Source organism: Bosea sp. OAE506, assembly GCF_040546595.1.
Taxonomy (GTDB): Bacteria; Pseudomonadota; Alphaproteobacteria; order Rhizobiales; family Beijerinckiaceae; genus Allobosea.
The window spans coordinates 4,896,731-4,910,941 of the sequence record NZ_JBEPOB010000001.1; the positions used below are offsets into that span (position 1 = coordinate 4,896,731).

Sequence of the window (14,211 nt, forward strand, 5' to 3'; positions counted from 1 at the left end):
ACGCGCGACGCCCTTCTGGATTGCTTCGCTGCGCTCGCAATGACGACAAAGCTCTCAACACCATCACGCTCCCGCCTCGTACACGATCTTGCCTGCGATGATCGTCATGTCGCAGCGGGTCTCGTGCAATAGCTGTTCCGGCGTCGCGCTGGACAGATCGCGCGAGAAGATTGCGACATCGCCCGCCATGCCCGGCAGCAGGCGGCCGCGACTGTCCTCGCAGCGGTTCACATAGGCGCCGAACTCTGTGTAGGCGGAGATGACCTCGTCGATCGTCAGGGTCTGGTCCGGCGAGATGACGGTGCCGCGCGCCGTCTTGCGGGTCAGCATCGTGTAGATGTTGGGCCAGATATTCGCGTCGCAGACCGGTGCGTCCGAGGAGGCGGCGGGCTTCAGACCGGCTTCGATCCAGTCCCGCATCGGATAGCAGGCCTCGACTCGGTCGGCTTCCAGCACCGAGAGATAGAGATCGCCGAAATCATAGATGAAGACCGGCTGCGGCACGGGCTCGATGCCGAGCCGGACCATGCGGGCGATCTGCTCCTTCGAGTTGAAGCCGCAATGCTCGATGCGGTGGCGGCGGTCGGCATCGGGGTGATCGTTCAGGCCGTTTTCCATCGCGTTCAGCGTCTGCTCGATGGCGGCATCGCCAATCGCGTGGACGGCGAGCTGATAGCCCTTGGCGTGGTAGTCGCGCGTCAGAGCGTCCATCTCGGCGTCGGTGAGGCAGAAGATGCCCTTGGTCTCGGGCTCGCCGAGATAGGGCAGGCTCATCGCCGCCGTGCGGCCGCCGGCCGAGCCGTCGGTGAAGATCTTGACCGGGCCGACGCTGAGCCAGTCGTCGCCCGCCCCCGTCACCAGCCCGTCGGCGAAGCACTGCTCGACGATGCCGTTATGCCCGCCGAGCAGGCACATATTGGTCCGCACCGGCAGGCGGCCGGTGCGCTGCGCCGTGCGATAAGCCGCGACCTCGCGGTAGCGCGAGCGCATGCCCACCGCCGCGTCCATCACAGAGGTGATGCCGAAGGAGTTGCAGTAGCGCCCGGCCCGCTCGATCGCGGCGACGAGTTCCTCGTCGGTCGGATCGGGGATGACCTTCTTGACGGCGTCGCGGCCGTTCTCGGCCATCAGCCCGGTCAGCACGCCATTGACCTGCTCGATCGCGCCGCCGGCGGGAACGGGGGTCTTCTCGTCGACGCCGGCGAGTTTCAGCGCCAGCGAATTGGCGACGGAGAGATGGCCGCAGGCGCGCACGATGTAGACGGGGTTGTTCGGCGCGGCGCGGTCCAGCTCCGTGCGGTGCGGATGGCGCTTCACGTCCAGTTCGAAATGGTCGTAGCCGCGTGCCAGGATCCATTCGCCGGGCTTCGCCTTGGCCGCCGCCTGCGCGATCATCTCCAGCAACCCGTCCAGCGTGCGCACGAAGCGCGGCCGGATGTCGAGCTCCTTCATCGTCAGCCCGAGCGGCAGCAGATGCAGATGCGCCTCGTAGAGGCCCGGCGTCGCCATGCGGCCGGCGAGGTCGATCACCTTCGTGCCGGGGCCGATCAGCGGCGCCATGTCGGCAGGCGTACCGGTCGCCAGAACCTTGCCCGCCCAGAGCGCGACAGCCGAGGCGTAGCCCTCCTTCAGCCCGAGATAAACCGGACCGTTCTGGAGAATAAGATCCGCGTACGGCAGGCTAGGCATGGAATTAGTTCCTCCGGGAACCAATTCATGGCATCAAAAAAATCCCCGGGCAATCGGAGCGCGCGCAGCAAAATGCGCCATGGTGGCGATGAAGAGATGAGCAGTCGGCATTGCCTGTCCGCCTCTTAGACATCACGGCGATCCGCATCGATTACCGTGTAGGTTGCGCCTTTGGCAGGCGCGCTCTTCCGCGTAACCTCGTCTGCGACCGCCTTGGCGAACCAAGCGCCTGTTCCGAACACAATCCAGAGCGGGACACCTACAGCTGTACCAAGAGCGGCGACGCCGGCGGCCTTGCCGCCGAACACGGCGGCACTCACCGCTGCGACGCTCACGAACGCCTTAGCCGGCCCCGAGCGGGTATCCCAACCCGCTCGTTTGATCTGCTTTGCCACCGTTTTGAGCGCTGGCCAGATCACTTCGCTCGCCCGCGTGGCCCTCATCGCCTCTTTGGCTTTCTGCCAACGCGGGGCCGGTGAATTCGCTATGATAAGGAGTTGGTCAGCCCATGCCTTGAGCGCGAGATGGTGCTCGGGCGGAACAGCATCGACGACTGCAACAGCAAAGCGTTTGTCGCGGCTCTGATCATCTGTCACCAGCCGGTCCTCAAATCTCTGCGTCGCGGGGATGCTCGGCCAAGTAGCTTTAGTAGAGACTAGCCAAATCCCAATAGCAAACGTCGGCAGGGGGAACTTTTTGCCAATGGCTCCTGCGCTCTGTCTGGCGCAGACGAAGAGAAAACCGGCAATTTCAGACCGACAGGCGGATAGGCCACTGCACTTGGCCCAACGCGCGAGTATTCCGACAATAACGGGGGAAAATGGTGCCGCTTGAGGGATTCGAACCCCCGACCCCCTCATTACGAATGAGGTGCTCTACCAGCTGAGCTAAAGCGGCGACGCGGGAGCCTCTACCAGCCCGGCCGATTCTTGGCAAGGCGATGGCGTGGGGCTCGGGCCGGAAACTCCGGCTTTTTCGTCCGCCCCCTGCTTCGTCCGTCCGCCTCCGCGTCCGTCCGGCCTTGTTCAGTCCTTGCGCAGCTTTTCCGTCTCGGGCTTCTCCTGGCCGAGCGCGACGATGCCGCGGCGGATGGCGCGGGTGCGGGTAAAGTGCTTGTGCAGCGTGTCGCCGTCGCCGAAGCGGATGGCGCGGGTCAGCACCGCCAGATCCTCGCTGAAGCGGCCCAGCATCTCCAGCACCGCATCCTTGTTGTGCAGGAAGACGTCGCGCCACATCGTCGGGTCGGAGGCCGCGATGCGGGTGAAGTCGCGGAAGCCGCCGGCGGAAAACTTGATCACCTCCGACTGCGTCACCGCCGCCAGATCCTCCGCCGTGCCGACGATGTTGTAGGCGATCAGATGCGGCAGATGGCTGGTGACGGCGAGCACGAGGTCATGATGGCTCGCGGTCATCACCTCGACGATCGCGCCCATGCCCTCCCAGAACTGGCGGGTGGCGGCGATGGCGGCCGGATCGGCGTCGTCCGCCGGGGTCAGGATGCACCAGCGGTTGAGGAAGAGGCTGGAGAAACCGGCGTCGGGGCCGGAATTCTCAGTGCCCGCCACCGGGTGCGCCGGGACGAAATGCACGCCCTCGGGCAGATGGGGCGTCACCGCATCGACCACGGATTTCTTGACCGAGCCGACATCGGAGAGGATCGCGCCCGGCTTCAGCGCAGATGCAATCTCGGCCGCGACCGGCCCGCAGGCGCCGACCGGCACGCAGAGGATGATGTGGTCGGCGTCCGCCACGGCAGCCGCCGCGCTGTCGGCGATCTCGTGGCCGAGGCCGAGTTCGCGGGCCCGCTGCCGCACCTCCGGCTCGCGGTCATAGAGCACGACGCGGCCGGCGAGGTTCAGCGCCTTGGCGGCATGGGCGATCGAGGAGCCGATCAGCCCGATGCCGATGATCGCGAGCCGCCCGAAGAGCGGTGCCTCACGCCGCGGCGCGAAGCTGTCCTGGGACGGCGCCATCACGCCGCCAGGAATTCGCTGAGGGCGGCGACGACGAGGCGGTTCTGCTCCTCGGTGCCGATGGTCATGCGCAGCGCGCCAGGCAGGCCATAAGCGCCGACGCCACGCAGGATCAGGCCGCGCTGCGTCAGGAAGGCGTCGGCCTCCTTCGCCGTCCGGCCCGGCGTCGCGGGGAAATGGACCAGCACGAAATTGCCGACGGAGGGCGTGACCGTCAGCCCGAGCTTCTCCAGCTCGGCGGTGGTCCAGGCCAGCCACTTGTCATTGTGCTCGATCGCGGCGGCGACATGGGCCTCGTCGGCGATGGCGGCCGCACCGGCCTCGATCGCCGCGCCATTGACGTTGAAAGGCCCGCGGATGCGCTCCAGCGCGTCGATGATGTGAGCCGGCCCATACATCCAGCCGATGCGGAGATTGGCGAGGCCATAGATCTTCGAGAAGGTGCGCGTCATCACGACGTTCTCGCTCTCGGCGACCAGTTCGAGGCCGGAGGCATAGTCGTTGCGGCGGACATATTCGGCATAGGCCGCGTCCAGCACCAGCAGCACATGCGACGGCAGCCCGGCATGCAGGCGCTTGACCTCGTCGAAGGGGATGTAGGTCCCCGGTCGGGTTGTTGGGGTTGGCAAGGAAGACGATCTTCGTGCGCGGCGTCACGGCGGCGAGGATGGCGTCGACATCCGCGGTGAAGTTCGTCTCGTCGACCACGACCGGCTTGCCGCCGGCCGCCAGGATCGCGATGCGGTAGACGAGGAAGCCGTGCTGCGTGAAGACGCCCTCGTCGCCATCGTCGAGATAGGCCTTGGTGATGAGCTGGAGCAGTTCGTCCGAGCCGGTGCCGCAGATGATGCGGCCGGCATCGAGCCCGTAGCGGCCGGCGATCGCCTCGCGCAGCTTGGTCGAGGAGCCATCCGGATAAAGCTCGAGCTTGCCGGCGATCTTGCCGTAGGCCTCGACGGCCTTGGGGCTCGGGCCCAGCGGCGTCTCGTTGGAGGAGAGCTTGTGCAGCTTCACGCCGGCCGGAGCGGCCGATTTGCCGGGGACATAGGCCTCGATGTCGAGGACGCCGGGGCGGGGCATGGGGCGGGAGGCTGCGGACATGGTCTTGGCTTTCGACGTTGGCGACCCTTTCCGTCATTCCGGGCGACTGGAGGGAGACCCGGAATCCATCGCAGCGCGCCGCGCTCTATGATGGATCCCGGAGCTCCGCTTCGCTTCGTCTGGGATGACGGTGGTGGGATCAGGCGAGAGACATAATCGGATTTATGAACGGACGGGCTTGAAGGCGAAGCGGGCGGCGTGGCTGCCGATCTCGGCGAAGTCGCTGAGGCCTGCGGGCTCCAGCGAGGCGCGGATCGTGGCCTGATCGACCTCACCCGACGCAGCCACCAGCAGCGACAGATGCGAGCCGTCGGCCGCCGAAGCCGAGACCTCGGCCAGATGCTGGGCGAGCCCGGCCCGCAGCGTCTCCGACCAGCGCTCGACACGGGCGGCATAGAGCACGATCTCGCGCACGGCGGCATCCGCCAGCGGCTTGGCGATGCAATAGACCGGGGTGCCCGCCGGGTGGTTCGGCCGCTCGATGAAGGGCAGGCGCGCGATGATCTTGGGCGCATCGGCGCCGACGAGATCGCGCCACCAGATGCCGGCGCTGGCGCCTTGGTCCATGCGGAAGATGCCGAGATCGCCGGCCGAGCCCGCCACGGCGCGGATGACGGCGCGGGCATCCTCATGGGTGACGAAGGGCACGGTGAAGCCGAAATGGAAGCGGGCGGAATCGCGCATCGCGGGGTCGCCGCCCGAGACGTCGGCATGCACCGCGTAATTCGCCTGCACATAGGTGAAGGTCGCGATGATGATGCGCCAGATGCCCTCGATCGTGTCGAGCGGCAGAAGGCCCTGATGGCGCAGCGCGAGGCGCTTCATCATGTCCGCCTCGCGCCCGGGGCGGAAGGCGGAGCCGGAGGCCTGCGTCTTCTTGACCGAGATCAGCGTCTCGATGATCGAGGAGCGCTCCATCAGCAGCGCATGCATCTGCGCATCGATGCGGTCGATCTCGGCCCGCAGATCGGCGAGGGTCGTCGGGGCAGCGAGCGCGGGCGGGGCGGCTTCGGACATGATGGAGACGAATCTCTGGCCAGAATTGCGCCCGCTTTGACCCAGGCGCAGCCTGAAGGCTGGCCCCTGGCCGGGCGTCGTCACGCTCCTTAGCGCTCCCACCACGCCTTGGCAAAGCGACCGAATGCACCGCTGCGTTGACAGAAGGCCCGCGTCACGCCATCGCTTAAGTTCGATCTTCCGAACGAGCCGACCGGCAAGACAGATTATCGCGTCGAAGCGGACAAGAATGAGCGATTTCGCGGCGAGCCTGGCCGATCCCCTGAAGGAAGCGAACGAGCCGACGAGCGCGGTAGCGCGCTTCGGCCCCGATACGCCGCTCGCCATGGATTGCGGCGTCAGCCTCGACCATTGGCAGATCGCCTACCAGACCTATGGCGTTCTGAATGCGGCCCGCTCGAACGCGATCCTGGTCTGCCATGCCCTCACCGGCGACCAGCATGTCTCGAGCCGCAACCCGATCACCGGCAAGGGCGGCTGGTGGACCGCGATGGTGGGCCCCGGCAAGCCTGTCGATACCGACCGCTTCTTCGTGATCTGCGCCAATGTCGTCGGCGGCTGCACGGGCACCACCGGGCCGGCCTCGACCCATCCCGAGACGGGCAAGCCCTGGGGGCTTGCCTTCCCGATGGTGACGATCCGCGACATGGTTCGCGCGCAGCGCCATCTGGTCGACAGCCTGGGCATCGAGACCCTGTTCTGCGTCGCCGGCGGCTCGATGGGCGGCATGCAGGTGCTGCAATGGGCGGCGAGCTATCCCGATCGCGTCTTTGCCGCGCTGCCGCTGGCGACCGCCGCCAAGCACTCCGCCCAGAACATCGCCTTCCACGAGGTCGGCCGCCAAGCGGTGATGGCCGACCCCGAGTGGCGCGGCGGGCGCTATCTCGAAGAGGGCACGCGCCCTTCCAAGGGGCTCTCGGTGGCGCGGATGGGCGCGCATATCACCTATCTCTCTGAGCCGGCGCTGCACCGCAAATTCGGCCGCAAGCTGCAGGACCGGGAGGCGCCGACCTTCTCCTTCGACGCGGATTTCCAGGTCGAGAGCTATCTGCGCTACCAAGGGCTCTCCTTCGTCGAGCGCTTCGACGCCAACTCCTATCTCTACGTGACGCGGGCGATGGACTATTTCGACCTCGCCGCCGACCATGACGGCGTGCTGGCCAAGGCTTTTGCGGGCACGAAGACTCGGTTCTGCGTGGCGTCCTTCACCTCCGACTGGCTGTTCCCGACCGCGGATTCGCGCGCCATCGTGCATGCGCTCAACGCGGCCGGCGCCTCGGTCTCTTTCGTCGAACTCGAGAGCGATAAGGGCCACGACGCCTTCCTGCTGGAGGAGCCCAACCTGTTCGCGACGACGCGCGGCTTCCTCGGTGCAGCGGCGCGGGCGCGGGGGATCTGAGGCCATGGCGCAGATCGACAGCCACACGAACCGCATCGATCTCAAGCTCGTTGCCGAGATGGTGACGCCGGGATCGCGCGTGCTCGATGTCGGCTGCGGCGACGGGGCGCTGCTGGCGCTGCTGGCCGAGACCCGCAATGTCGATGCCCGCGGGATCGAGTTATCGCGCGAGGGGGTGGCGGGCTGCGTCGCGCGCGGGCTCTCCGTGATCCAGGGTGATGCCGACACCGACCTGACCGAGTATCCCGACGACGCCTTCGACTACGTCATCCTGTCCCAGACCATCCAGGCGACGCGCAACCCGCGCTTCGTGCTGGAGCAGATGCTGCGGATCGGCCGGCGTGCCATCGTCTCCTTCCCGAATTTCGGGCATTGGCGCATGCGCGGGCAGGTCTTCTTCCTCGGCCGCATGCCGGTGACGGACTCCCTGCCCTATGCCTGGTGGGACACGCCGAACATCCATTTCTGCACGATCCGCGATTTCGTGACGCTATGCGACACGATCGGCGCCGAGAAGGAGCGCGCGGTCGCGCTCGACGCGGCAGGCGGCCGCGTCGGCGTCAGCGCGCCCTGGTGGTTCTGGAACCTGTTCGGCGCGCAGGCGGTGTTCCTGCTGAAGCGCGGGTGAAGGCGCCATGCTCGGGTGCAGACCCGAGCCTCTCTTGCAGGAGATTGATCCTGCCGGAGATCCCCGGGTCGGCGCTGCGGGCCGCCCGAGGATGACGGCGCCTAAGCCCCATCAGTTCAGCGGCACGCCCACCGGCCGCTTCTCCTTCACGGCCGCGATATCGCCCAGCATCAGGCTGGCGGGGCCGACCGTGACCGGCACCGTCTCGCCGTCATGGACCTTGCCGGCCAGCAGCATCTCGGCCAGCGGGTCCTGCACCGACTTCTGGATGACGCGCTTGAGCGGGCGCGCGCCATAGGCCGGGTCGTAGCCCTTGTCGGCGAGCCACTGGCGGGCGTCCTTCGACAGTTCCAGCACGATCTTGCGGTCGGTCAGGAGCTTGGCGAGACGGGCCATCTGGATGTCGACGATTGCACCCATGTCCTCCCGGCGCAGCCGGTGGAACAGGATGATGTCGTCGATGCGGTTCAGGAATTCCGGCCGGAACGCCTGCCGGACCACGCCCATCACCTCGTCGCGGACGGCTTCCGAATCCTGCCCCTCGGGCTGGTTCACCAGATAGTCGGAGCCCAGGTTCGAGGTCATGATGATCAGGACGTTGCGGAAGTCGACCGTGCGGCCCTGGCCGTCCGTCAGGCGCCCGTCGTCGAGCACCTGCAGCAGGACGTTGAACACGTCCGGATGGGCCTTCTCGACCTCGTCGAAAAGCACGACCTGATAGGGCCTGCGGCGCACGGCCTCGGTGAGCGCCCCGCCCTCCTCATAGCCGACATAGCCGGGAGGTGCGCCGATCAGCCGGGCGACGGAGTGCTTCTCCATGTATTCGGACATGTCGAGGCGAACCATCGCGGTGTCGTCGTCGAACAGGAACGAGGCCAGTGCCTTGGTCAGCTCGGTCTTGCCGACGCCGGTGGGGCCGAGGAACATGAAAGAGCCGATCGGGCGGTTGGGGTCCTGCAGGCCGGCGCGGGCGCGGCGAACGGCCGTCGAGACGGCCTCGACCGCCTCGCGCTGGCCGACGACGCGGGACGCCAGCACCTGCTCCATGCGCAGGAGCTTGTCCTTCTCGCCCTCCAGCATCCGGTCCACGGGCACGCCGGTCCAGCGGCTGACGATCTGCGCGACATGGTCGGAGGTGACGGCCTCCTCGACCATGCCCGAGGAGTCGCCGATGGCCTCGATCTCGGCCAGCGTCTTCTCGAGCTGCGGGATCTCGCCATAGGCCAGCTCGCCGGCGCGCTGGTACTCGCCCTTGCGCTGCGCCTGCGCCAGCTCGTTGCGGGCGTTGTCGAGCTTCGTCTTCAGTTCGGCGGCAGCGCCGAGCTTGTCCTTCTCGGCCTTCCACTTCGCTGTGATCAAAGCGGAGCGCGACTCCAGGTCGGCGAGCTCGGATTCGAGCCGCTTCAGCCGCTCCTTCGAGCCGGTGTCACTCTCCTTCTTGAGCGCCTCCTGCTCGATCTTGAGGCGGACGATCTCGCGGTCGATCGAGTCCAGCTCTTCCGGCTTGGAATCGACCTGCATGCGCAGCCGCGCCGAGGCCTCGTCGACGAGGTCGATCGCCTTGTCGGGCAGGAAGCGGTCGGTAATGTAGCGGTTGGAGAGGGTCGCAGCCGAGACCAGTGCCGAGTCCGTGATGCGGACGCGGTGGTGCTGCTCGTATTTCTCCTTCAGCCCGCGCAGGATCGAAACCGTATCCTCGACCGAGGGCTCGTCGACGTAGACGGGCTGGAAGCGCCGCGCCAGGGCCGCGTCCTTCTCGACATATTTGCGGTACTCGTCGAGCGTGGTGGCGCCGATGCAGTGGAGATCGCCGCGCGCGAGAGCGGGCTTGAGCAGGTTCGAGGCGTCCATCGCCCCGTCGCTCTTTCCGGCGCCCACGAGGGTGTGCATCTCGTCGATGAAGAGGATGATGCCGCCTTCGGCCGCGGAAACCTCGTTCAGCACCGCCTTGAGCCGCTCCTCGAACTCGCCGCGATACTTCGCACCGGCGATCAGCGAGCCCATGTCGAGCGAGAGCAAGTCCTTGTCCTTCAGACCCTCGGGCACGTCGCCATTGACGATACGCAGCGCCAGCCCCTCGGCGATGGCGGTCTTGCCGACGCCGGGCTCGCCGATGAGCACGGGATTGTTCTTGGTGCGGCGCGAGAGCACCTGGATCGTGCGACGGATCTCCTCGTCACGGCCGATGACCGGATCGAGCTTGCCCTCGCGGGCCGCCGCGGTGAGGTCGCGGGCATATTTCTTGAGCGCATCGTAGCTCTGCTCGGCACCGGCGGAATCCGCCTTGCGCCCCTTGCGCAGGGCCTCGACGGCAGCGTTCAGCGCCTGTGGCGTGACGCCGGCCTTGCTCAGCGCCTTGCCTGCCTCGCTGTCCTTCTCAATCGCCAGAGCCAGCAGCAGCCGCTCCACCGTCACGAAGGAATCGCCTGCCTTCTCGGCCGCCTTCTCCGCGGTGTCGAAAACACGCGCCAGGCCCTGCGTCAGGCTCAGGCCCCCGGCGCCCGCGCCGCTGACCTTGGGCAGCCGCGCCAGTGCGGTGTCGGTGAGCTGGAGGGCGAGCTTGGCATTGCCGCCCGAGCGGTCGATCAGACCGGCGGCCATGCCCTCATTGTCGTCCAGCAGCGCCTTGAGCAGATGCTCCGGCGCGAACTGCTGATGGCCTTCGCGAAGCGCGATGGTCTGGGCGGCCTGCAGGAATCCCTTGGCCCGATCGGTATATTTCTCGATGTTCATCTGGTCACTCCGCCCACCGGCACGCCCCGTAGCAGCGTGAACCGGTCGCCTTTCGTCAGGATGGAGCGCCCGTTCGGGCCGCCCCTCGCGACTTAGATAGTGTGGCATTCCCGCAACGGAAGAGGCGGCGAAACCGAATTGACCTGGGTCAAATCCCGCGGGCACGATGGGGCATGGCTGGCACGCAGCGACAGCAGTCGATCCGTAGGGCGCTCCGGGCTCTGGCGCCGGGCATTCCGCTCGCCGACGCGCAGGCCGTGGTGGAACTGGCAGAGCGCCGGCATATGAAGGATCTCCCGCCCTCGACCGCGCTCTGGCTCGCCCTGGGCAGCCATGTCCGCCATGTCCACACCGATTACGAACTGCTCCTCGCGGATGGCTACGACCGGGAAGCGGCGCGCTTCTTCGTCGTCGACGAAACGGACGCTGTCCTCGCGGGCTGGGGCTGCCAGCGCTCGGTGGCGGAACTGCCCGAGACCGAGGAAGCAACCGTCCGGACCCGGATCTCGCGGCGCTGATGGCTGCCATGACACAGTGTCATCGGACCTCGCCGCGGGCGCGCGCTAGGGTCCCGCCGCTATCGACGAAGGACCGACCATGCGCATCGCCTCCCTCTACCGCTACCCGGTCAAGGGTCTCTCGCCCGAACGCCTGACCTCCGCACGGCTGGAAAGCGACAGCTATTTTCCCGGCGACCGGCTCTTCGCCATCGAGAACGGCCCGTCGGGTTTCGACCCGGCCGAGCCGGTCCACCAGCCGAAGATCCGCTATCTGATGCTGATGCGGCATCAGGCGCTGGCGACGCTGAGAACCCGTTTCGAGGATGACAGCGGCGACCTCGTGATCGCCCGTGACGGGGCCGAGGTGCTGCGCGCCTCGACGCGCACGGAGCAAGGCCGCCGGTCCGTCTCGGCCTTCTTCGAGGCCTTCATGCCGGAGGCGCTGCGCGGCGAACCGCGGTTGCTGGAAGCACCGGACGGCTATCGCTTCACCGATTCGCGCTCCGGTTTCGTTTCCCTGATCAATCTCGCCAGCGTCGCCGATCTGGAAGGGCGCATCGGCGCTGCCATCGATCCGCTGCGCTTCCGCGGCAACATCATGGTCGAGGGGCTGGCTCCCTGGGCGGAACTCGACCTCGTGGGACGCGAACTGACGACCGCATCGGGCCTGCGGCTGCATGTTATCAAGCGGATCGAGCGCTGCGCCGCGACCAATGTCGACCCGCAGACCGGCGCCCGCGACCTGCAACTGCCGAAGGCCCTGATGTCCGCCTTCGGCCATGTCGATTGCGGCATCTATTGCCGCATCGTCGCCGGCGGGAGGCTGGCCGAGGGCGAGCGTTTCGATCTGGCGGAGCCGCCGGCGTCGCTCGGGATCTCCTGACGAAAAAGGGGCCCTCGCGGGCCCCTCATTCATCGTTCAAGCGCGCATGCCGTCACTCGGGCGAGCCATCGGCCTCCGAGCCCAGCGCATCCATGACCTCGCGCGGGGAGCGGCGACGGCGGGGACGCTTGGGAGCGCCCTCTGCAGCAGTCTCGGGCGACTCGCCGGCGGTGGGCTCCGTGGCGGGCGCCTCGGGCTCGACCGTGACCGGGACGCGCACCGGGTTGGTCAGGAAGGACGGCAGCGCAGCCGCGACATCGTCGCCCGGCTGGTCCGCATCGAGGCCAGCGTCACGCTCGCGACGGGGGCGGCGCTCCGGGCGCGGGCCACGATCGGGACGATCGAACCGACGCTCGCCCTGGACAGGCTGCGGCGCCAGATCCGGCTGCTCGCTGGCGACCGGGATGTCGGAGCGCGGCGCATCGGGACGCGGCGCGTAACCGCCCTGCGGGTTCTGGCCGCCCTCGGGACGATCGAAGCGCCGCTCGCCATTGCGATCGTTGCGGTCGAAGCGGCGATTGCCCTGGCGGTCATTGCCCGGACGGTCGTTGCCGGGACGATCATTGCCCGGGCGATCGTTCTGACGCGGCGCCCGGTCGAAGCGCTGGCCTTCGCCGCCTTCGCCATCCTGGCGGCCGGTGTGCTGGCCATTATAGCCGTTGCCGTTGCCATTGTTGTTGTAGCCGCCCTGGCCGCCGCGCTGGTCGGGCTGAGGGCCGCCCTGCTGCATCGGCTGACCGTCCTCGTCGCCATCCTCCTCGCCATCGTCCGCATCCTCGTTGAAGGCGCGGTTGGGCGGGAAGCTGTGGCCGAACTGCTGGGCCATCTGCTCCTGGGCAGCGAGCAGGATGCGGTAATAATGCTCCGCATGCTGAAAGTAATTTTCGGCGGACACAGGGTCACCCGACGATTGAGCATCGCGCGCCAGCTGGAGGTACTTCTCCGCCACGTGCTGGGCCGTGCCGCGGACCTTCACGTCAGGACCGTTGGACTCGTAGCTCCGCTGCAGCGGGTTCGGCGCCTTCCGGTTACCATTGTTATTGTTGTTATTATTGTTGTTACGGCCGCGCATGCGCCGGTTCTGACCTGGTCTCATTCGCGTGAATCTCGCGCTCTGTGCTCAAGGCAACCGTGGGGACATCATGCGCGTCCCGGCGCACAGCGGGTTGCGGCGCTGCGCCGGAGGAGATTGACCTGAAGTGGCGATCCGCCGTTCCTGGTCTTCACGCGCTCTTTCCAAAGGGGACCCGAGGTCCCGTCAGCCGATCAGCGCCACAGCGCTTTCGGTATCCAATCTGGCTGGTCAGTTCCGTCGATCTGCGGACATGTCCGAAAGAAGCGACCGGGTACCGCAGACATGATCCGCGGCTCCGTGCTGACGACACCAGCGTCGGCTAGGTTGGTGCATAGAGGATTTCCCCGGCCGCTCCAAGCAAAATCGCGCGAATGACCGCGCTTTTTCAGTGGAGGGCGAAGATCAGCGCGCGCGGATGACCTCCGAGATCGTGCCGCGTTGCACGCGCGACCCAGCCTGCCTCGCGCATGAGCGCGACCACGTCCGCCTCCTGCCCCGCCCCGATCTCCAGCACGAGTAGGCCGCCGGGCGCCAGATGCTCGCCGAGGGTCAGCGCGAAGATGCGATAGGGCTCCAACCCGTCGATGCCGCCGTCCAGCGCGAGCAACGGATCGTGCTCGCGCACTTCGCGGGCGAGCCCGGCGATCTCGCGGCTGGGGATATAGGGCGGGTTGGACAGGATGAGGTCGAAGCGGCCGTCGAGCCCTTGCGTCCATCGGCCCTGGCGAATCTCGCAGCGCCCGCCGACACCATTGGCCAGCGCATTGGCGCGGGCCGTCTCGCAGGCGCCGGGCGAGAGATCGAGCCCCAGACCTTGAGCGGCAGGGCATTCGTCGAGCATGGCGATGAGCAGACAGCCTGTACCCGTTCCGAGGTCGAGGATGGCCAGCGGCTCGGTTCGGCGCGGCCCCAACAGCGCGAGAGCAGCCTCGATCAGCGTCTCGCTGTCGGGCCGAGGTTCCAGCGTCTCCGGCGACAGGCGGAACGGCAGGCCCCAGAACTCGCGCTCGCCGATGACCCGCCAGAGCGGCTCGCCAGAGAGCCGGCGCATCGTGAAGTCTTCGAGACGCGCCATGCCCTCGGGCGCGATCGGCAGCGAGGGATCGGCTGTGGCGCCTGCGACCTGCTCGACGAGCCAGCGCGCCTCGAGCGCGGCATTGTCGAGGCCGGCCTCCGTCAGCCTCCGCACAAGCTGACGCCGCACCTCCCGGAG

Annotated in this window: 11 protein-coding genes, 1 tRNA gene and 1 pseudogene; 4 read left to right on the forward strand and 9 right to left on the reverse strand. The window is 67.3% G+C overall.

The features are described 5' to 3' along the window. Window positions 1–63 precede the first annotated feature (63 nt). The 6 genes and pseudogenes from ABIE41_RS23745 to ABIE41_RS23770 form a co-directional block, all read right to left on the reverse strand. Window positions 64–1,689, reverse strand: a complete 1,626-nt coding sequence (locus tag ABIE41_RS23745; RefSeq protein WP_192642659.1) for an amidohydrolase — start codon at window positions 1,687–1,689, stop codon at window positions 64–66. A 125-nt stretch (window positions 1,690–1,814) separates the two neighbouring features. Beyond that, window positions 1,815–2,285, reverse strand: coding sequence for a hypothetical protein (locus tag ABIE41_RS23750; RefSeq protein ID WP_192642660.1), 471 nt, complete (start codon window positions 2,283–2,285; stop codon window positions 1,815–1,817). A 225-nt stretch (window positions 2,286–2,510) separates the two neighbouring features. After that, window positions 2,511–2,586 (reverse strand) — tRNA-Thr (locus ABIE41_RS23755). A gap of 128 nt (window positions 2,587–2,714) precedes the next feature. Further along, window positions 2,715–3,662, reverse strand: a complete 948-nt coding sequence (locus ABIE41_RS23760; RefSeq protein WP_192642661.1) for a prephenate/arogenate dehydrogenase family protein — start codon at window positions 3,660–3,662, stop codon at window positions 2,715–2,717. Beyond that, window positions 3,662–4,763 (reverse strand): annotated as a pseudogene (gene hisC, locus ABIE41_RS23765) (histidinol-phosphate transaminase). Before hisC ends, ABIE41_RS23760 begins: the two are co-directional and overlap by 1 nt. Before the next feature lie 162 nt (window positions 4,764–4,925). After that, window positions 4,926–5,780, reverse strand: coding sequence for a chorismate mutase (locus ABIE41_RS23770; RefSeq protein ID WP_192642663.1), 855 nt, complete (start codon window positions 5,778–5,780; stop codon window positions 4,926–4,928). Between the two features lie 229 nt (window positions 5,781–6,009). Between ABIE41_RS23770 and metX the strand changes: the two genes are divergently transcribed. Beyond that, window positions 6,010–7,179, forward strand: coding sequence for a homoserine O-acetyltransferase MetX (gene metX, locus ABIE41_RS23775; RefSeq protein WP_192642664.1), 1,170 nt, complete (start codon window positions 6,010–6,012; stop codon window positions 7,177–7,179). A 4-nt stretch (window positions 7,180–7,183) separates the two neighbouring features. Continuing rightward, complete coding sequence (gene metW, locus ABIE41_RS23780; protein ID WP_192642665.1) at window positions 7,184–7,807, forward strand: methionine biosynthesis protein MetW; 624 nt, start codon at window positions 7,184–7,186, stop codon at window positions 7,805–7,807. Between the two features lie 111 nt (window positions 7,808–7,918). Here the strand turns inward: metW and clpB are convergent, their stop codons facing one another. Further along, the gene (gene clpB / locus ABIE41_RS23785) at window positions 7,919–10,540 is read right to left on the reverse strand and encodes an ATP-dependent chaperone ClpB (RefSeq protein ID WP_192642666.1); all 2,622 of its coding nucleotides are present in this window, start codon (window positions 10,538–10,540) and stop codon (window positions 7,919–7,921) included. A gap of 173 nt (window positions 10,541–10,713) precedes the next feature. Here clpB and ABIE41_RS23790 point away from each other — a divergent pair, with 173 nt between their 5' ends. Together ABIE41_RS23790 and ABIE41_RS23795 are read left to right on the forward strand one after the other, a co-directional pair. Continuing rightward, on the forward strand, window positions 10,714–11,058 hold the full coding sequence (locus ABIE41_RS23790; RefSeq protein WP_192642667.1) for a DUF2293 domain-containing protein: 345 nt from the start codon (window positions 10,714–10,716) through the stop codon (window positions 11,056–11,058). A gap of 79 nt (window positions 11,059–11,137) precedes the next feature. Next, window positions 11,138–11,923 (forward strand): MOSC domain-containing protein, encoded by a 786-nt coding sequence (locus tag ABIE41_RS23795; protein ID WP_192642668.1) that lies wholly within the window; start codon window positions 11,138–11,140, stop codon window positions 11,921–11,923. Between the two features lie 52 nt (window positions 11,924–11,975). On the opposite strand, the gene ABIE41_RS23800 is transcribed toward ABIE41_RS23795, so the two are convergent. Both ABIE41_RS23800 and prmC read right to left on the reverse strand, forming a co-directional pair. Beyond that, a complete protein-coding gene (locus ABIE41_RS23800; protein ID WP_354193290.1) occupies window positions 11,976–13,019 on the reverse strand; it encodes a DUF4167 domain-containing protein in 1,044 nt (347 codons plus the stop codon). A gap of 364 nt (window positions 13,020–13,383) precedes the next feature. Beyond that, on the reverse strand, window positions 13,384–14,202 hold the full coding sequence (gene prmC / locus ABIE41_RS23805; RefSeq protein ID WP_354193292.1) for a peptide chain release factor N(5)-glutamine methyltransferase: 819 nt from the start codon (window positions 14,200–14,202) through the stop codon (window positions 13,384–13,386). Window positions 14,203–14,211 lie beyond the last annotated feature (9 nt).

Excerpts from the sequence above, each read along its gene's own strand:
- ABIE41_RS23745 (WP_192642659.1), bottom strand. The coding sequence starts at position 1,689 with ATGCCTAGCCTGCCGTACGCGGATCTTATTCTCCAGAACGGTCCGGTT.
- ABIE41_RS23760 (WP_192642661.1), bottom strand. The coding sequence starts at position 3,662 with ATGGCGCCGTCCCAGGACAGCTTCGCGCCGCGGCGTGAGGCACCGCTC.
- ABIE41_RS23770 (WP_192642663.1), bottom strand. The coding sequence starts at position 5,780 with ATGTCCGAAGCCGCCCCGCCCGCGCTCGCTGCCCCGACGACCCTCGCC.
- metX (WP_192642664.1), top strand. The coding sequence starts at position 6,010 with ATGAGCGATTTCGCGGCGAGCCTGGCCGATCCCCTGAAGGAAGCGAAC.
- metW (WP_192642665.1), top strand. The coding sequence starts at position 7,184 with ATGGCGCAGATCGACAGCCACACGAACCGCATCGATCTCAAGCTCGTT.
- clpB (WP_192642666.1), bottom strand. The coding sequence starts at position 10,540 with ATGAACATCGAGAAATATACCGATCGGGCCAAGGGATTCCTGCAGGCC.
- ABIE41_RS23790 (WP_192642667.1), top strand. The coding sequence starts at position 10,714 with ATGGCTGGCACGCAGCGACAGCAGTCGATCCGTAGGGCGCTCCGGGCT.
- ABIE41_RS23795 (WP_192642668.1), top strand. The coding sequence starts at position 11,138 with ATGCGCATCGCCTCCCTCTACCGCTACCCGGTCAAGGGTCTCTCGCCC.
- ABIE41_RS23800 (WP_354193290.1), bottom strand. The coding sequence starts at position 13,019 with ATGAGACCAGGTCAGAACCGGCGCATGCGCGGCCGTAACAACAATAAT.